Genomic DNA, 18,423 nt, shown 5'->3' on the forward strand with positions numbered 1-18,423 from the left:
AATGCCGTGCGGGTCCGAGCGATCCGGGGAAGTCCGGGCACGCGCCCGCCCTTCCCCGGAGCCGCTCAGCCGGCCGCATACGGGCAGGAGGCATGGGTCGCTCGCCCGGATGCGGGTCGTGCGCGGCCCGACTCTAAAGGCCCGTTTCTTCAACTCTCAACCAGGCGTGACCGGCCACCTACGCTACGGAATCGGCCACATGTGGTGTGTTCTGTCACAGCGGCAACTTCCGCGCCGCCCGGCGACGACTACTGATGGGTAGCTCTGTGCCGGTTGACCTGGCCGCACGTCGGGGCGCGCGTGGGGCTTCACGCCGGGTCGCGCGTCGGGCCTCACGCCGGGCCCGGCCGCGCCGGGAGGTCCCCGTCCCGGCCGCGTAACGGAGGGCGTGCCGGGGCGTAACACGGCCGAAGCACGCTGAAACGCATGCAGACCACCTCGACGCCCACCCACTGCCCGTACTGCGCCCTGCAGTGCGGGATGAATCTGTCGCCCCTGCCGAGTGGGGGCGTCGAGGTGACCGAGCGGGTGGACTTCCCCGTCAACCGTGGCGCGCTGTGCGGCAAGGGCCGTACGGCGCCGGCGGTGCTCTCGTCCCGGGTGCGGCTGACCTCCCCGTTGGTGCGCTCCGAGGGCACGCTCGTGCCCGCCACCTGGGACGAGGCACTCGACCGGATCGCCGCAGGGCTCGGCCGCACCCGGACGGAACACGGCCCGGACGCGTGCGGTGTGTTCGGCGGGGGCGGGCTGACGAACGAGAAGGCGTACGCGCTCGGCAAGTTCGCGCGGATCGTGCTCGGCACCTCGCAGATCGACTACAACGGGCGCTTCTGCATGTCGTCGGCGGCGGCCGCGGGCATGAAGGCGTTCGGACTGGACCGGGGGCTGCCGTTCCCGCTGGAGGACATCCCGAGGACCGGCTGTGTGATCCTCGTGGGGTCGAACCTCGCGGAGACGATGCCGCCCTCGCTGCGCTATCTCACCGAACTGAAGGAGAACGGCGGCACGCTGATCGTCGTCGACCCGCGCCGCACCCGCACCGCCGAGCAGGCGGACCTCCACCTGGCCCCTCGGCCCGGCACCGATCTCGCCCTGGCGCTCGGCCTGTTGCACCTGATCGTCGCCGAGGGCCGTACGGACGAGGCGTACATCGCCGAGCGGACCAGCGGCTGGGAGGAGGCGCGGGCCGCGGCCATGGCGCACTGGCCGGAGTACGTGGAGCGGATCACGGGCGTGTCCGTTCCCCAACTCCGTGAGGCCGTACGGCTGTTCTGTGAGCCGGAGTCGGCGATGGTGCTCACCGCGCGCGGCCCGGAGCAGCAGTCGAAGGGCACGGACACCGTGGGCGCCTGGATCAACCTGTGCCTGGCGACGGGCCGGGCGGGCCGGCCACTGTCCGGCTACGGGTGCCTGACCGGGCAGGGCAACGGGCAGGGCGGGCGCGAACACGGCCAGAAGGCCGACCAGTTGCCCGGCTACCGCAAGCTGGTCGACCCCGAGGCGCGGCGCCACGTCGCCGAGGTGTGGGGCGTGGACCCCGACTCGCTGCCGGGCCCGGGGCGGAGCGCGTACGAGCTGCTGGACGCGCTGGGGTCGGACATCCGCGCGCTGCTGCTGATGGGCTCGAACCCGGTGGTGTCGGCGCCACGCGCGGCCCACATCGAGGACCGTATCCGCTCCCTGGACTTCCTGGCGGTGGCCGACGTGGTGCTGTCGGAGACGGCGGCGCTCGCCGACGTGGTCCTGCCGGTGACCCAGTGGGCCGAGGAGACGGGCACGACGACCAACCTGGAGGGCCGCGTGCTGCTGCGCCGCCAGGCGATCACTCCGCCGGAGGGCGTCCACAGCGACCTGCACGTCCTGCACGAACTGACCGCCCGCCTGGGCGCGGAGAAGGGCCTGGAGAAGGGCTTCCCGACGGACCCGGAGGAGGTCTTCGAGGAACTGCGCCGGGCCAGCGCGGGCGGACCCGCGGACTACTCGGGCATCACGTACCGGAGGCTGGCGGAGGAGAACGGGGTGTTCTGGCCTTGCCCGGCGGACGGTCCCACGGGCCATGACCCAGGTGACGGTGAGGACGCCTCGCTCGACGTCCTGCCCGACGACCCGAGCACCGACACCGCCGTACACCCCGGCACGCCCCGTCTCTTCCTCGACCGGTTCGCCACGGAGGACGGCCGGGCCCGGTTCGTCCCCGTCTCGCACCGTGCGATCGCCGAGGAACCGGACGACGAGTACCCCGTCCTCCTCACCACCGGCCGCGTGGTCGCCCAGTACCAGTCCGGCGCGCAGACCCGTCGCGTGGAGGAGCTGAACGCCGCCGCACCCGGCCCGTTCGTCGAGCTGCACCCGCGGCTGGCCGAGCGGCTCGGGGCGGCCGAGGGCGACCCGGTGGCCGTGGTCTCCCGGCGGGGACGCGCGGTCGCTCCCGCCCGGATCACCAGCTCCATCCGGCCCGACACGGTGTTCATGCCGTTCCACTGGCCGGGCGAGGGCCGCGCCAACACCCTGACCAACCCGGCGCTCGACCCGACGTCCCGCATGCCGGAGTTCAAGGCGTGCGCGGTGCGGGTGGAGGCGGTACGGAGCTGACGTTCACAGCCGGGTTCACCTCGGGGTTCACCTCGGCGTGTGCCAGTCCCCGCTCTCGATGAGCTTGCCGCGGGCCCGCAGCCGGGCGGCGACGGTGGGGGCGGCCACGTACACCCAGGCCCGTACGAGAGTGCCGTCCGCGAGGGCCACTTCCCTCGCCACCCGCTCGTAGAGGTTGCGGGGGTCGCCCGGCGCGTAGTCCTCCAGGCGGTCGAGGGCACGGACCAGTTCGTCGTACGTCTCGGGGCGTGCGGTCACGACCTCCCCGGTGACGAGGCCCTCCGGTTCCTCCACGGCGTAGGGGTAGCCGGGGCCGTCGTACAGCACGAGCCCCCGCATCCGGGCCGGTTCCTCGGACTCGGTGCGGCCGCGCAGGAAGAGGTCGTGGTTGTGCTCACCGGGCCGGAGGGTGCCGTACACGAAGAAAGGGAGTCTCACGATCCCCATGGTGCACGGACCCTCAGCCGCAGGGGTCCTTCACCTCCAGGCCCTCCAGGTACCGGTCCCGTTCCCGGGCGGGCAGGGGCTGGCTCACCAGGCCGCACAGCAGGTCGCGCCACGCCTCCACGCCGACGGTACGACGGACGATCTTGTGGTCGGGGCCGAGGGTGAGGATGTCGTCGGCGGGGCCGGGGACCACCTGCATGCCCTCGTTGGGCTTCGCGGAGCCGGCTGGGGGGTCCGTGGTCCAGACGTCTAGCTGATCGCCGCTGCCCGCGTCCAGGATGCGCACGCCCCGGGTGGTCTCGGTGCTGAAGCCCTGGAACAGGAGGCTGCCGTCTCGGCTGAACGCCACGTCGTAGGTCTCGTTGGGAAGGGACCCAGTGGCTCGCACGCGTCGGCCGGAGTCGAGGTGTACGACGTACACATGGCTCTCGTTGTCGGAGAAGGCCGCCTGGTTCCCTTCGTCGTCGACGCCGATGCTCACGGGCTCGGCCTCGGCCGGCAGGGTGGTGTGGGCGGCGTGCTCGAAGGTGTGGTCACCGTCCCAGCGCCAGGTGTCGACGTCGTTGCCGATCTGGTCAAGGACGACCAGGGTTTCGCGGTCCCCGCTCAGGGCGAGGGCGAGGGTGCCGTACTTCGGCTCCGGAATCATCGTGCTGCGGGTGCAGGCGCGGGTGTCGAGCACTTCCACGTCGCCGTTCCAGAGGCCGACGACGTAGCGGTCGCCGGGGAGGAAGAAGACGGCGGGGCGGATCCGGTCCCCGGAGAGACCGTCGAAGGCGAAGCCGCAGTCCGTGCGCTCCCCAGTGCGCAGGTCCCAGATGTCGAACCGTTCTTTGTCGTCCTCGGCCACACTGCGTTCCACAGTCCGCATGCCGACGTACCGCTTGTCCCCACTGAGTGCGTACGCCGTGTCCTCCAGGTTCACCGACAGGTTGGCGTACGGAATCCCGCCGAGCCGACGGCCGGTGCGCGGATCCCAGAACTCGGTGTGCCCCTCGGTCCGGCGCACCGCCATCCGCCCGTCGGGGGTCAGGTCTCCGTAGGTGAACTCTCGGTTGCCTAGGGGGACTTGCTGCCCTCGCCGGGCCCCCGTGGTGAAGAGGTTGAACTCGCCGCCGTACGAGGCGACGGCCACCTGGGCGCCGTCGGCCGACAGGGCCAGGGTGCTGGCCGGCCGGGCGAGGCGGCCCAGTGTCGTGCCGGGCCGCAGCGCGGCGTCATACAACCGGACCGTCCCGTTCTCCCCGCCCACCACGAAGGTCCCCTCGTCGTCGGCGACCGCCATGTCCGAGTACTCGCCCAGGGACCGTTCGGCGACGGGGCGGCGCTGTTCCAGGTCCCACACCTCGACGCGCTTCGGCGTCCGGGCCAGGGCCTTGCGCGCGCCGTCGAAGAGCAGGAGATCCGGCCAGGGGTCCGAGGTGTCACCGGTCATTCCGGGCAGGGACCGGGCGGCCTCCCAGCGCGCAGAGTACGTCAGGAAGTCCCGGACCTCCTGCCGCCCGGCGTCGACCAGGGTCATCCGGGAGCCGTCCCCGGAGAAGCCGAGCCCAAGCTGGGCGGTGCTCACCTGCAGCCGGGTGATCTCGCGTCCGTCGGACGTGTTCCACACGACCACGAACGCTTCGCCCTCGGGGGTGAAGTGCGAGCCCGCCACCCACCGTCCGTCGGGCGAGAGGACGACGGTACGGAGCCCGTGCGCGACGTTGGGCAGATCCTTCGTATGCCCCGTGGCCATCGTGCGCAGGAGCTTGCCGGTCCGTGTGTCCCACAGCTGGACCCGGTTCAGGTAGATCTCCGTGGCCAGGATGCGGCCGTCGCGGCTCAGCGCCCTCGGCTTGCCCGCGTCGCGCAGCACCCGCGACTGCCGGGCGGAGCGCACGTCGTAGAGGCGAACGCTCTGGGACTTGTCGAAATCCGAGTGATACGCGGCCGTCGTACCGTCCGCGCTGACGACGACGTCCGTGTCGGGCCCGCCGCTCCCGCCCTGCAGCCCCGTCACGGAATCCGCATCCCCCCGCAGCCTCCGCTTCGCATACGGCGCGGCGGCCACCGCCTGCGCCAGCGCCCGCCGGGACTCGGGAGTGGACCGGGTCTGCTCGGCGTACAGGGCGTACTGCGCCGCCTGGTTGGGGCTGGTGGTGAGCAGTTGGCCCGAGCGGGCTGCCAACGCCTGTGAGGCGGAGGTGCGGGCCTGGGCCACGGCCGCGTCACGCTGTCTGCTGGCGTCGAAGAAGCCGTAGACCGCGAGGAGGAGCAGCACCACGAGCAGGGCGACGCCCGACCAGCTCAAGCGTTTGACGAACCTCAACTGTCGGAAGTCGTCGTGCTCCAGCTCCTCCTTGGGGCGGCCGTGCAACGGCGCGGCGAGGGTGGCGACCGCGGCGCGGAACGGCGGGTAGCGCAGGGAGTGGTGGGCTCGTTCCTGGATCTCCCGGAGGTCCACCCAGAGCGGCGCGGACGTGAAGTGGCCCGCCAGGTTCGGGGGCAGGCACGTGGTCTTCCGCCAGTCGAAGTCACCGGCCCTGTCGTCCCATTCGATCGCACCGCTCGCGACGGCGATGAGCAGGTGCTCCGTGTCGCGCTCGCGGAGCCAGTAGTCGACTTCCCTGGCCACCCAGGGAGAGGCGGCGGCCTCCGGGGAGGCGAGCAGGATGAGGTAGCGGGAGCGGGTCAGTTCGCTCTGGATCGACTGCCACAGGTCGTGGTTGGCGGGCAGGCTGGTGGCGTCGCGGAACACGCTCATCCGCATGGGCCGGAAGCGTGGGACGGCCAGCCGCTCCAGGCCTCGTTGGAGCGCCTTCGCGAGTGGCGCGTTCTTGCGCTGGCTGTACGAGATGAAGGCGTCGCGCTGCTTCGAGCCGTCCGGTACGGCGGCCGGTGCCTCGACCTCCTCCGCGACATCCCCCATGGCGTCCCCCACGGCATCCCCCATGGCGTTCCCCGTGCCCTTTCCCCGTGTTTCTGCCGCCCCCGCACGCGGAGGGCCAACTTCCATGCGTACCACGGCCATTGGGGCCGAATGAACCCATCGATCACACAGGGCACGGAAGAGGTATCGCCCCACCTCCGCAGAAACGATTCTCAACGCTCACGGACCCTCCCCCTCAACCCCCTGGACGTCAGATGTCATGGGCACCTAAAACTGGGCGAGTCGGCGGCTGCCGCGTCCTCCCCGTCCCTCCCCCACGCCTTCCCTAGGAGATCGATGCGCATTCGAGGTTCCCGTCTCTCCCTCACCGGAACGGCCGTGGCGACCACCGCGCTGCTGGCCACGGCGCTCACGCCCAGCGCGGGCGCGGCCGACCGGCCGACCCGGGCGGAGGCGATCGACAACGCGGCGGCGGTCCTCGTGGACCGGGCCGCCGCCCTCGGCCTCGGGGCCGCACAGGGCACGACGGTCCGGGACGTCGTCGTGGACCCGGACGGCGCCCAGCACGTGCGCTACGACCGGACGTACCGTCAGATACCGGTGCGCGGCGGGGACTTCGTGGTCCATCTCGCTCCGGACGGCGCCTACCGAGGCGTGAGCCGGGCCACGACCCGGGCGATGTCCGTCCCGACCACGACCCCCTCCGTCAAGGCCCCCAAGGCCGCGGACCTCGCTGCCGCGGCCCTGCGTGCCGTGAACATCGGCGAGACGCTGCGCAAGCTGACGGCGAAGCCCCGTCTCGTGGTCGACGCTCTGCACGGCGCGCCGAAGCTGGCCTGGGAGACCGACGCGGTGGCCCAGGACCCGCAGGGCAACCCGGTGTCCCGTACCGTCGTCACCAACGCCCTGACCGGCGGGCAGATCGACGCGTGGGACAGCATCGAGACGGCGACCGGCGACGGCCGCTCGCTCTACGGCGGCACGGTTCCGCTCGAGACCACGCTGTCGGGCTCGTCGTACCAGCTCAAGGACCCCACGCGCGGCAACACCTACACGGGCGACGCCGAGAACAAGACGGACCTCTGCGTCCTGGGGGTCTGTGTGAGCCGGGCTCCGTCGACGGTGTTCACGGACTCCGACAACCACTGGGGCACCGGCGACACGTCGTCCCGCGCCACCGCCGCCGTGGACGCGCAGTACGGTACCGACGCGACCTGGGACTACTACAAGAAGGTCCACGGCCGCAACGGCATCGCGGGCGACGGCAAGGGCTCGTTCAACCGCGTCCACTACGGCAGCGACTACAACAACGCCTTCTGGGACGACAACTGCTTCTGCATGACGTACGGCGACGGTGACGGCTCGACGTTCGGGCCGCTGGTGTCACTGGACGTGGCGGGTCACGAGATGACCCACGGCGTCACCTCGCACACGGCGGACCTGACGTACTCGGGTGAGCCGGGCGGCCTGAACGAGGCGACCTCGGACATCTTCGGCACGCTGGTGGAGTTCCACGCGGACAACGCCTCCGATCCCGGTGACTGGCTGATCGGTGAGAAGGTCGTCCGCCCGGGCCTCGGCAAACCCTCCCTGCGCCGCATGGACCAGCCCTCCAAGGACGGCAACTCGGCGGACTGCTGGAGCTCGTCGGTCAAGGACCTGGACGTCCACTACTCCTCGGGTGTGGCGAACCACTTCGCCTACCTCCTCGCCGAGGGCAGCGGCCCCAAGGTCATCGGCGGCGTCCAGCACAACGGCACGACCTGCGACGGCGCGTCGCTCACCGGCATCGGCAAGGACAAGCTGGGCGCGATCTGGTACCGGGCACTGACGGTCTACATGACGTCGTCGACGAACTACGCCGGGGCCCGGACCGCGACGCTGAACGCGGCACGCGACCTGTACGGCGCGGGAAGCACGGAGTACGGCGCGGTGGCGGCGGCCTGGAAGGCCGTTTCCGTGGGCTGACGGCGGACTTCAGGCGGTCACGGGCGCGCCTCGCTCAGCGGAGCGGGGCGCGCCCGTCCGCGTTCGTTCCGTCCGCCGCCATCAGGTCCTCGCCCGCCACCCCAGCGCCGGCCCCAGCCCCGTCGCGATGTCCGTCAGGATCTGGACGTAGTCCTCGTGGTCGAAGGTGAAGGGGAGGGCGAACGCGACCTCGTCGATCTCGCGGAAGGCGGCGTGGGCGTACAGCCGTTCCGCGATCTCCTCCGAGGTGCCGACGAGGTCCGGGGCGAACATCATGCGGGCCGGGCCCTGGGGGGTGGTCGTGCGAGGGGTGCGTTTCGCGACGTACTCCTCGTACCTGGCGCGCTGCTGAGGCGTCGCGTTGTCCGTGGGGATGACCACCAGGCCCTGGGAGACGCGGGCGGCGTCGCCGTCGGGGTGGTGGGCGCGGAACGCGCGGACGTGGCTGAGCTGTGTCTCGGCGAAGTCCTCCGACTCCTCCGCCTTCACCACGCTGCTGGTCAGCAGGTTCATGCCGTGCTCGCCGGCCCACCGGGCGGAACGCAGGCTGCCGCCGCCGTACCACATGCGGCTGCCCAGACCGGGCGAATGCGGCTGGACGCGGTCGGAGAAGACCTCGAAGCCCTCCACCCCGCTGAAGTCCGTGGCCGGCTTGCCCCGGACGTGGTCCAGCAGGCGGCTGACGCGGTCGTAGCCGAAGTCCTCCGCGTCCGCCGTGTCGGGGTACAGGGCCTGCTTCACCTGGTCGAAGTGCATCGGGGGGCCGACGCTCACGCCGGGGTTGAGGCGACCGCCGGAGAGGAGGTCCACCGTCGACAGGTCCTCGGCGAGACGCAGGGGGTTCTCCCAGCCCAGGGGCGTGACCGCGGTGCCGAGTTCGATGCGCTGCGTGCGCTGGGAGGCCGCCGCGAGGACCGCCACCGGGGACGAGATGCCGTACTGGAGGTGGCGGTGGCGCAGCCACGCGCTGTCGAACCCGAGGCGCTCGCCCAGTTCGATGATCTCCAGGGTGGACTCGTGACCCCGGCGCGGGTCGTCCTCGTCGAACAGTCCGATGGTCAGGAAGCCCAGCTTCCGCAGCGGGCGTGAGGGCAGCGGCACGGGGCCTCCTCGATCAGTGCCTCATCTCCTGAGTACCTCAAGCCGCCGCCTTCCGGTTCTGTTCCCGTCAGTCCCGTCAGTCCCGTCGGTCCCGTCGGTCCCGTCGGTCCCGTCAGTCCTGTCAGCCCCGTCAGTCCCCGTAGGGCCGTACCTCCTTCGCCTCGCGCAGGGCCCTCCCCCACCAGGCCAGCTGGTCCAGCATCACCTTCGCCGCCGCGTCGGGGCCGGACCGGTCCTTCAGCCGGCCCTCGTCGTCGAAGGAGCCGTGTGCGTTGTGGAAGGACACGGTGTCGCGGACCGTGGTCGCGTGCAGTTCGGCGAAGACCTGGCGGAGGTGTTCGACGGCGCGCAGGCCGCCCGAGAGGCCGCCGTAGGAGACGAGGGCCACCGGTTTGGCGCGCCACTCGTGGAAGTGCCAGTCGATGAGGTTCTTGAGGGCGGCCGGGTAGGAGTGGTTGTACTCGGGCGTCAGGACGACGAAGCCGTCCGCGGCCGACAGCTTCGGGGTGACGGACGCGAGCGCCTCGGCCGCCTCGGGCGAGCGGGAGAACGTCGTCGGCAGCGGGACCTCGGCCACGTCCACGACGTCCGCCTCGAAGTCCTCGCGGGAGCGGAGGTGCCCGAGCAGCCAGTCGGCCACCACGGACCCGAAGCGGCCCTCGCGGTTGCTGCCGATGACGAGGGTCACGCGGACGGGGGTCTCGGCGGGGGTCCGGGTGAGGGGGGCGACGGTGCGGGCGGGGGTGCGTTCAGTGCCCTCGGTGAGTTCAGTGGTCTTCATGGGCCCCACCCTCGTACCTCAACTTTCCTTGAGGTCAAGTCACCGCACCTGCGCGGCCCCGCGCACCCCCGGGTCACCCGTTCACAGCCCCGTGCCCCGCCTTACTGGATCTTTGCCATGGCTCCCGCTCCGCACGCCCGTGACCTGCTGAAACACTGCAATCCTCTACGCCGCACCCTCTCCCCTGACACCCATTCACCTCATTTCTGACACATCATCAGAAAGCGCCGGAGGCCGGGTGGCCCTTACCTCGGTAGGGCAGGGGCGCGACTGACGCAGCGGCACACGGGAGTGTCGCGGGCCGTGCCCTCTCGGAGGAGCAACCACGATGCGACATACGCACGGGCCGCGTGCTGTGCGACGGTGTGCCGCCCGCCTGCGGGCCGCTTGTCTGCGCGCCACGTGCCTGCACGCCCCCCGGCGGCCGACCGGTGTCGCGCTCGCCGTCGTCGCCGCGGGTTTCGCCGCCGTGCCCGCGTACGGCGCGGGAACCGCGGCCACGGGAGCGGAACGGCTGGAGGTGAACCCCGACAGCGTCGTCCCCGGCGCCGAGGTCACCGTCGGCACGGTGGCCTGCGGGGCGGACGGCACGGCGCAGGGCGACGCGAGCTCGGTCGGGGCCGGCACGTTCACCCTCGTGCCCGGCACCCCGCCGGGGAACGCGACGGGGCGGTTCACGGTGCCGCCGAGTGCCCATCCGGGGACGTACGAGATCGTCGTGCGCTGCTCCGAGGACGGCGCGGAGGTGGCCGGTGACCTGGTGGTCACGCTGACCGCCGCCGGCGAGCGGACGCACCCGAGGGGAAGTGTGAAGACGGGGGTCGGCGGCGCGCTCGGTCCCGACCCCGTGCAGACCGCGGCAGGGGTGACGGCCCTGGCCGTCGCCGCCGCGGGCGGTACCTGGCTCCTCCATCGCCGGGCAAGAGGCGAGGGGATCTGACGGGCACCCTCCGCAGTCCGTCCGTGGTACCGCCGAACCCCTCCCCTCCGGGCCCCGCCCCTCGGCCCGGAGGGGAGGCACACGTGCGGGGAGGCGCATGAGGACACACGTGCGGGGAGGCGCATGTGCGGAAACGCACCACGAGCGCCACAGCGGCGCCGGAGGGCCGGAGAACCGGAAAGAAGGGCAGGGCACGTGCGCGGGATCACCGACACCGCCATAGCGGGCGTCACCGTGGGCGCCCTGTGCTGCGGTGCGTGGCTGCTGCGCGGCGGCGTCGAGCACGGCGCGCCACCACAGCCGTCGGCGGCCCAGGCCCGCACCCCCTCCGGGCTGGAGGTGCCGGCCGTGGTGCCCGCGCTGCCGGCGTCCTCTCCCGAGCGGGTCCGCATCCCCTCGATCCACGTGAACGCCCCGCTCATGGGCCTCGGCCTCACCCCCACCGGCAGCCTCGACGTCCCCCCGGCGACGGAGGAGAACCTCGTCGGCTGGTACGACGCCGGCACCACCCCGGGCGAGAAGGGCACCGCGATCGTCGCGGGGCACGTGGACACCTCGGACGGACCCGCCGTCTTCTACCGGCTGGGAGCGCTGGCGAAGGGCGCCCGCGTCGAGGTCGAGCGGCGGGACCGCACCGTGGCACTGTTCTCCGTCGACGCCGTGGAGGTGTACGACGCCCGTGCCTTCCCCGACGAGAAGGTGTACGGCGCCGCCGCCCGCCCGGAGTTGCGGTTGATCACCTGCGGCGGCGGCTACTCCCGGGGCACCGGCTACCGGGGCAACGTGGTCGTGTTCGCCCACCTCACCGGCGTCCGTGCGGCCGCCGCACGATGACGGTCACGGAAGGTCACGCCACCCACTGCTGGTAGGCCAGGTTCGCCACCAGCGCGAACACCACCACCAGCAGCACGACCCGCACGAAGGCGCTGCCCCTCTTCAGCGCGGTGTGCGCGCCCACCGTGCCGCCGACGAGGCCGAACACGGCCATCAGCGCGGCCAGTTGCCAGTACACCGTGCCCTTCCAGGCGAAGGTCGCGAGGGCGCCCGCGTTGGTGCAGCAGTTGACGATCTTGGCGGTGGCGGAGGCGGTGACGAGGTCGAGGTGGAGGAGGGCGGTGAGGGCAAGCACCAGGAACGTGCCCGTGCCGGGGCCGACCAGCCCGTCGTAGAAGCCGATGCCGACGCCCGCGAGCCCGATCGCGGCCAGGACGCGCCGCGCCGGGACGGGCCCGGTGGAGGGGGCCGTGCCGAAGGCGGGACGCAGGATCACGAACGTACCGACCGCGAGCAGGACGACCATGACGACGGGCTTCAGCACCTCGGTGCTCATCAGGGCCGCCACGAACGCCCCGGCCGTGGACCCGGCGACCGCCCCCAGCCCGATCCGCGCCGCCATCCCGACGTCGACGGGCGTCCTGCGCGCGTACGTCACGGCCGCGCCCGACGTGCCGACGATGGACACCGCCTTGTTGGTGCCCAGCGCGTACTGGGCGGAGGAGGCGGAGGCCGGCAGCCCGAGCAGCAGCACCGGGAGCAGCAGGAGTCCGCCGCCGCCCACCACTGCGTCGATCCATCCGGCCGCGAGGGCGGCGAGGCACAGCAGGACGACCGTGGTCAGCGATATGTCGGGCATGATCGGGACCCTACGTGACCCTTCGGACGGGATACATGTGTCGTCCACGGAGTGGGCTGTTCGCCGAGCTCCTCGGATGTCCGACGGCGTCCGGAAAGGCCCCTGCGGAGATCGAACAGGTGCTCAAAGCGCCTGACCAGGCGATTCTCTCCCCCTCACAGCCCACACCGGCCCGCCGGAAACCCCTCACATCCCGTCCGGGCCCGCGCTGAGGGCAGCGTTCCCCGCGGGAAACAGACGTGATGCGGTCGGGTAACACCGGCACCGCACGCTCAAGGGCATGACCTCGAATACGCGTGTGGTGGTGATCGGCGCCGGCCTCGCGGGCGTACGTCTCGCCCGGCGGCTCGGCGAGCTCGGTGTGCCGTCCGTCCTCGTGGGCGAGGAGGAGCACACCCCGTACAACCGTGTGCTGCTCGCCGACGTGCTGGCCGGACGGTACACGCCCGAGGTGATCGCCCTTCCGGCGCCCGCGGCCGTCACACGCGGCCGGGTCACCGGCATCGACCGCGCCGCCCGTGAGGTGGTTCTGGCGGACGGTTCCGTGATCGCGTACGACACGCTCGTCCTCGCGACCGGCTCGAACCCCGTTCTCCCCGCCCTGCGGGGCCTGTTCGACCCCGAGCGGCACGAACTGCCCGACGGCGTCCACGCGTTCCGCACGATGGACGACTGCCTGGGTCTGTCGAAGGCGGTGCGGCCGGGCACGAAGGCCGTGGTCATCGGCGGCGGGCTCCTCGGTGTCTCCGCCGCCCGCGCGCTCGCCCAGCGCGACGCACAGGTGGTGCTCGCCCAGCAGTCCGAGCGGCTGATGGAGCGTCAGCTCGACCCGTCCGCCTCGAAGCTGGTGCGGCGTCACCTGACCGACCTCGGGGTCGAGGTGCACACCGAGTCGCGCGTCCGTGGCGTGCGCTGCGTCGGCGGGGCCGTACGGTCCGTGGAGATGGCCGACGGGTACGCGCTGGACGCCGCGATCGTCGTCCTCGCCTGCGGGGTCCACCCGCGGGTGGGTATCGCCGAGCAGGCCGGGCTCGCCGTGCACAAGGGCGTCATCGTCGACGACGAACTGCGCACCTCCGACCCGCGCATCCGGGCCATCGGCGACTGCGCCCAGCACGACGGCCAGGTCTACGGCCTCGCCACCCCGGCCCTCGAACAGGCCGACGTGCTCGCCGAGTTGATCGCCGACGAGGCCGGGACCGGCGGAGACGCCGCCGCCCGCTACACCGGCACCCGCGCGCTGACCCGGCTCACCCTGACCGGACAGGACTTCTTCGACCTCGCCGCGTTCGGCGAGACGGAGCCCCGCCCCGGCGACGACGTCATCCAGCTCGCCGACGCCACCCGGGGCACCTACCGCAAGGTCGTCGTCCGCGACGACCGCCTGGTCGGAGGAGTGCTCGTCGGCGAACTCGGCACCGTCGGCGCGCTCGCCCGCGCCTGGGAGGGAGCAGAGCCGCTCCCCGTGAACGGCGCTCCTCTGCTCCACCTGCTCACCAACGATGGAGGCTCCTGATGTCCTCGGACACCCCCACGATCGTGCTCGTCGGCCACGGCATGGTCGGCCAGCGCTTCCTCGAAGCGCTCGCCGAGCGCGGCCTGACCGCCACGCACCGCGTGGTCGTGCTGTGCGAGGAGCCGCGTCCCGCGTACGACCGCGTCGCCCTCACCTCGTACTTCTCGGGGAAGACACCCGAGGACCTGTCCATGACGGACATGGACTTCATCGAGACGCACGGCATCGAGCTGTTCGTCGGTGACCCGGCGGAGTCGGTCGACCGCGAGTCCCGCAAGGTCACCGCCAGGTCCGGCCAGGTCTTCGACTACGACGTCCTCGTCCTCGCCACCGGCTCGTACCCCTTCGTGCCGCCGGTCCCGAACAAGGACGCCGAGGGCTGCTTCGTCTACCGCACGATCGAGGACCTGCTCGCGATCGAGGAGTACGCGAAGTCCAGGGCCCAGGTGGGCGCGGTGGTCGGCGGCGGTCTGCTCGGCCTGGAGGCCGCGGGCGCGCTCAAGGGTCTCGGACTCACCAGCCACATCGTGGAGTTCGCGCCGCGTCTGATGCCGGTGCAGGTCGACGAGGGCGGCGGCGCGGCCCTGCTGCGTACCATCGAGGAGATGGGCCTGAGCGTCCACACCGGTGTGGGCACGCAGGAGGTCGTCGTCGGTGAGGACGGCGCCGTCACCGGCATGAAGCTGTCCGACGGCTCCGAACTCGCCACCGACATGGTGGTGTTCAGCGCCGGTGTCCGCCCCCGCGACCAGCTCGCCCGCGACTGCGGCCTGACCGTCGGCGAGCGCGGCGGCATCACGGTCGACGAGCAGTGCCGTACGGTCTCCGACCCGCACGTGTTCGCGATCGGCGAGTGCGCGCTGGCCTCCGACGGCCGGGTGTACGGCCTGGTGGCGCCCGGTTACGAGCAGGCGGAGACCGCGGCCGCGACCATCGCCGCCGACGAGACGGAACAGTTGTCGTTCACCGGCGCCGACCTGTCCACCAAGCTGAAGCTGCTCGGCGTGGACGTGGCGTCCTTCGGCGACGCGCACGGCGCGACCGCCGACTGCCTCGACGTCGTGTACGCCGACTCCCGCTCGGGCGTCTACAAGAAGCTGGTCATCGGCCGCGACGGCGAGCTCCTCGGCGGCATCCTGGTCGGCGACGCGGAGGCCTACGGCACGCTGAAGGCCTTCACCGGTTCCGTCCCCCCGGTCTCCCCCGAGTCGCTGGTGCTGCCCGCCGGCGCCGGTGAGTCCGTCCAGCTCGGCCCGACCGCGCTGCCGGACGACGCGATCATCTGCTCCTGCAACAACGTCCGCAAGGGCACGATCCGCGCCGCGGTCACCGACCACCAGTGCACCACCGTGCCCGAGGTGAAGAAGTGCACCAAGGCTGGTACGACCTGCGGCAGTTGCGTCAAGGTACTCGGCCAGCTGGTCAACGCCGAGCTGGAGGCGTCCGGCGTCGAGGTCGACAAGGGCCTGTGCGGCTGCTTCTCGCAGACCCGCGAGGAGCTGTACGAGATCGTCCTCGCCCTGCGCATCAACACCTACCAGCAGCTCCTCGACCGCTACGGCCGTGAGGACGCCCGCGGCGGCGACGGCTGCGAGACCTGCAAGCCGGCGGTCGGCTCGATCATCGCCTCCCTCGCCCCGACGATCGGCGCGAGCGGCTACGTCCTGGAGGGCGAGCAGGCCTCGCTGCAGGACTCCAACGACCACTTCCTGGCCAACCTCCAGAAGAACGGCTCGTACTCGGTCGTGCCGCGCATCCCCGGCGGTGAGATCACCCCCGAGGGCCTGATCGTGATCGGCGAGATCGCCCGCGACTTCGGGCTCTACACGAAGATCACGGGTGGCCAGCGCATCGACATGTTCGGCGCGCGGGTGGAGCAACTCCCGCTGATCTGGATGCGGTTGGTGGACGCCGGCTTCGAGTCGGGCCACGCGTACGGCAAGGCGCTGCGCACGGTGAAGTCCTGTGTCGGCTCCACCTGGTGCCGCTACGGCGTCCAGGACTCCGTGCGCATGGCGATCGACCTGGAGCTGCGCTACCGGGGCCTGCGCTCCCCGCACAAGCTGAAGTCGGCCGTCTCCGGCTGCCAGCGCGAGTGCGCGGAGGCCCAGTCGAAGGACTTCGGTGTGATCGCCACGGCCAACGGCTGGAACCTGTACGTCGGCGGCAACGGCGGCGCCACCCCGCGCCACGCGGACCTGCTGGCCCAGGACCTCTCGGACGCCGAACTGGTGCGTCTGATCGACCGGTTCCTGATGTTCTACATCCGCACGGCCGACCGCCTGGAGCGCACCTCGACCTGGCTCGAGCGGATCCCCGGCGGCCTGGACCACGTCCGGGACGTGGTCGTGGAGGACTCCCTCGGCATCTGCGAGGAGCTGGAGTCCCTGATGGCGGACCACGTGGCGAACTACGCCGACGAGTGGGCCACGACCATCAACAACCCCGAGAAGCTGGCCCGGTTCGTGTCCTTCGTGAACGCGCCGGACACCCCCGACCCGGTCGTCGGCTTCGTCCCCGAGCGCGACCAGATCAAGCCCGACCTGCCGCTGTTGTCCATCGGCATGCGACCCGCCGAAGAAGTCCTGGAAGGAAGCGCCCAGCGATGACCCTGGCTCCCGAGAAGACCGACCTCACGATCGAACTGCAGGTGGACGGCGAGAGCGACGCCTGGTTCTCCGTCTGTGACCTGAAGGCCCTGATCCCGGGCCGCGGTGTGGCGGCCCTGCTGCCCGACGGCCGTCAGGCCGCGCTGTTCATGGACCGCGCGGGCAAGCTGTACGCCATCGACAACCGCGACCCCTTCGGCGGCGCCGCGGTCCTCTCCCGCGGCCTGACCGGCACCCACCAGGGCCGCCCCTTCGTGGCCTCCCCGCTCCTGAAGCAGCGCTTCGACCTGGAGACGGGCCAGTGCCTGGACGACGAGGCCGTGCGGGTGCCGACGTACGAGGTACGCGCCCAGTGACATCGGGCGCGCCCGTGTAGGGGACGAATGCGTTCCCAAGGGCCCGGAGCTCCTTCAAGCAGCGGAGTTCCGGGCCTTTCTCACCTTCCATACTTGACTGATCGTTTCAGAAAAATCTAGGCTGCCCTCCATGGCGAGGACCAAGGAGTTCGATCCCGACGCGGCACTGCAGGCGGCCCTGGAGCTGTTCTGGAGGCGCGGGTACGAGGCGACGTCGATGGCCGACCTCGTCGAGCACCTCGGCATCGGGCGCGCCAGCCTCTACGCGACCTTCGGCAACAAGCACGACCTGTACCTGAAGGCCCTGGACCGCTACGGCGAGACACAGGACCCCGCACTGCTGCGCGAACTGTCCCAGCCGGGCCCCGCGCTGCCGGCCGTACGCGCGCTGGTGCGGCGGTTCGCGGAGGAGGCCGCCGACGAGACGAGACGCCTGAACGGCTGCTTCGTCACCAACACGGCGGCCGAACTGGCCCCGCACGACAGCGCGGCGGCCCGCCGCGTCGAGCTGAGCTGGCAGCACGTCGAGACACCGCTGCACTCGGCACTGGTCCGCGCCCAGGCACAGGGCGAGCTCCCGGAGGACCGCGACCCCCGGGCCCTGGCCCGCATGCTGCTGGTGCTCATGCAGGGGCTGCGGGTGGTCGGCAAGGCGTCCCCCGACCCGGCGCGGGTGCGGGACGCGGCGGAACAGGCGCTGGCGCTGCTGGACTGACGGACGACACCTCCACTGCACGCTGCGCCATGCCCTCATATTGAACCAATCGGTCAAATAAGCAAGTAAAAGCAAGCAAGCGAAGGAGTCACCCGCATGCCCCACAGCCGCTTCTCAGGCCGTACCGTCCTCGTCACCGGAGGCGGATCCGGCATCGGGCGGGCCGTCGCGCTCGCGTTCGCCGCCGAAGGGGCCTCCGTCGTCGTGGCGGGGCGCACCCGGGCCGCGCTCGACGAGACCGTCGCCCTCGCCGAGGGAACCGGCGGCACGGTCGTCGCGCAGGTCGCCGACGTGGCGCGGGCCGCCGACATGGACGCGCTCGTCCGGACGGCCGTCGACCGCTTCGGCTCGCTCGACGTCGCCGTGAACAACGCGGGCGTCTTCCGGGGCGGGCAACCCGTCGCCGACCTCTCCGACGAGGACTGGCGGGCACTGCTGGACACCAACGTCACCGGCGTGCTCCTCGCCCTGCGGGCCGAGGTCCGGCAGATGCGCACCCAGCCGAACGGCGGAGCCGTCGTCAACGTGTCGTCCAACCTGGGCGCGCACAAGCAGGTGCCCCGCACGACGGCGTACGCCGCTTCCAAGGCCGCCGTGGCCGCGCTGACCCGTGGCGCCGCGCTGGACCACATCGGGGACGGCGTCCGCATCAACGCCGTGAGCCCCGGCGCCTCCGCCACCACCATGTCACTGAGGCCGGGCGAGACCGACGCCGAGCGTGCCGTACGGATGAAGGAGGAGTCGCCCCTGGGCCGCGTCTCGTCGACCGAGGAGGTGGCCGAGGCCGTGTTGTACCTCGCCTCGGACGCCGCCGCGTCCGTCGTCGGCACGGACCTGGTGATCGACGGCGCCGCGTCCCTGTAGGACGTGCAAGGCGTCCAGGGCGTCCAGGG

14 protein-coding genes are annotated in these 18,423 nt (G+C 71.7%); 9 read left to right on the plus strand and 5 right to left on the minus strand.

Annotation, left to right across the window (positions count from 1 at the left end):
* Positions 1 to 426: 426 nt before the first annotated feature.
* Positions 427 to 2,592, plus strand: coding sequence for a molybdopterin oxidoreductase family protein (locus tag AB0959_RS07360; RefSeq protein ID WP_366825332.1), 2,166 nt, complete (start codon positions 427 to 429; stop codon positions 2,590 to 2,592).
* Positions 2,593 to 2,619: 27 nt separating this feature from the next.
* Here AB0959_RS07360 and AB0959_RS07365 read toward each other — a convergent pair whose 3' ends face one another.
* Positions 2,620 to 3,039 carry a gamma-glutamylcyclotransferase family protein gene (locus AB0959_RS07365; RefSeq protein ID WP_366825333.1) on the minus strand — a complete coding sequence of 140 codons (420 nt, stop codon included), beginning with the start codon at positions 3,037 to 3,039 and terminating at the stop codon, positions 2,620 to 2,622.
* A gap of 13 nt (positions 3,040 to 3,052) precedes the next feature.
* Complete coding sequence (locus AB0959_RS07370) at positions 3,053 to 5,974, minus strand: TIR domain-containing protein (RefSeq protein WP_366825334.1); 2,922 nt, start codon at positions 5,972 to 5,974, stop codon at positions 3,053 to 3,055.
* 273 nt (positions 5,975 to 6,247) lie between these two features.
* On the opposite strand from AB0959_RS07370, the gene AB0959_RS07375 reads away from it, so the two are divergent.
* Complete coding sequence (locus tag AB0959_RS07375; protein WP_366825335.1) at positions 6,248 to 7,879, plus strand: M4 family metallopeptidase; 1,632 nt, start codon at positions 6,248 to 6,250, stop codon at positions 7,877 to 7,879.
* 81 nt (positions 7,880 to 7,960) lie between these two features.
* Here the strand turns inward: AB0959_RS07375 and AB0959_RS07380 are convergent, their stop codons facing one another.
* Both AB0959_RS07380 and AB0959_RS07385 read right to left on the minus strand, forming a co-directional pair.
* Positions 7,961 to 8,980: an LLM class flavin-dependent oxidoreductase gene (locus AB0959_RS07380; protein WP_366825336.1), complete on the minus strand. Its 1,020-nt coding sequence runs from the start codon at positions 8,978 to 8,980 to the stop codon at positions 7,961 to 7,963.
* Positions 8,981 to 9,110: 130 nt separating this feature from the next.
* On the minus strand, positions 9,111 to 9,761 hold the full coding sequence (locus AB0959_RS07385) for an NAD(P)H-dependent oxidoreductase (RefSeq protein ID WP_366825337.1): 651 nt from the start codon (positions 9,759 to 9,761) through the stop codon (positions 9,111 to 9,113).
* 328 nt (positions 9,762 to 10,089) lie between these two features.
* Between AB0959_RS07385 and AB0959_RS07390 the strand changes: the two genes are divergently transcribed.
* Together AB0959_RS07390 and AB0959_RS07395 are read left to right on the plus strand one after the other, a co-directional pair.
* Complete coding sequence (locus AB0959_RS07390) at positions 10,090 to 10,701, plus strand: hypothetical protein (RefSeq protein ID WP_366825338.1); 612 nt, start codon at positions 10,090 to 10,092, stop codon at positions 10,699 to 10,701.
* A 195-nt stretch (positions 10,702 to 10,896) separates the two neighbouring features.
* Entirely contained in the window at positions 10,897 to 11,535 is a 639-nt protein-coding gene (locus AB0959_RS07395; RefSeq protein ID WP_366825339.1) for a class F sortase, read from the plus strand.
* Positions 11,536 to 11,548: 13 nt separating this feature from the next.
* On the opposite strand, the gene AB0959_RS07400 is transcribed toward AB0959_RS07395, so the two are convergent.
* The gene (locus AB0959_RS07400; protein ID WP_366825340.1) at positions 11,549 to 12,334 is read right to left on the minus strand and encodes a sulfite exporter TauE/SafE family protein; all 786 of its coding nucleotides are present in this window, start codon (positions 12,332 to 12,334) and stop codon (positions 11,549 to 11,551) included.
* Positions 12,335 to 12,614: 280 nt separating this feature from the next.
* Between AB0959_RS07400 and AB0959_RS07405 the strand changes: the two genes are divergently transcribed.
* The 5 genes from AB0959_RS07405 (at position 12,615) to AB0959_RS07425 (ending at position 18,394) form a co-directional block, all read left to right on the plus strand.
* On the plus strand, positions 12,615 to 13,850 hold the full coding sequence (locus tag AB0959_RS07405) for an FAD-dependent oxidoreductase (RefSeq protein WP_366825341.1): 1,236 nt from the start codon (positions 12,615 to 12,617) through the stop codon (positions 13,848 to 13,850).
* Positions 13,850 to 16,459, plus strand: a complete 2,610-nt coding sequence (gene nirB / locus AB0959_RS07410; protein WP_366825342.1) for a nitrite reductase large subunit NirB — start codon at positions 13,850 to 13,852, stop codon at positions 16,457 to 16,459. The genes AB0959_RS07405 and nirB overlap by 1 nt, the downstream gene beginning before the upstream one ends.
* Entirely contained in the window at positions 16,456 to 16,815 is a 360-nt protein-coding gene (nirD, locus tag AB0959_RS07415; RefSeq protein ID WP_366825343.1) for a nitrite reductase small subunit NirD, read from the plus strand. The genes nirB and nirD overlap by 4 nt, the downstream gene beginning before the upstream one ends.
* Before the next feature lie 130 nt (positions 16,816 to 16,945).
* Entirely contained in the window at positions 16,946 to 17,530 is a 585-nt protein-coding gene (locus tag AB0959_RS07420) for a TetR/AcrR family transcriptional regulator (protein ID WP_366825344.1), read from the plus strand.
* Positions 17,531 to 17,626: 96 nt separating this feature from the next.
* Entirely contained in the window at positions 17,627 to 18,394 is a 768-nt protein-coding gene (locus AB0959_RS07425; protein WP_366825345.1) for a glucose 1-dehydrogenase, read from the plus strand.
* Positions 18,395 to 18,423 lie beyond the last annotated feature (29 nt).

Origin of the sequence: Streptomyces sp. NPDC046862 (assembly GCF_040704615.1) — a bacterium.
In the GTDB taxonomy this organism is placed as follows: Bacteria; Actinomycetota; Actinomycetes; order Streptomycetales; family Streptomycetaceae; genus Streptomyces.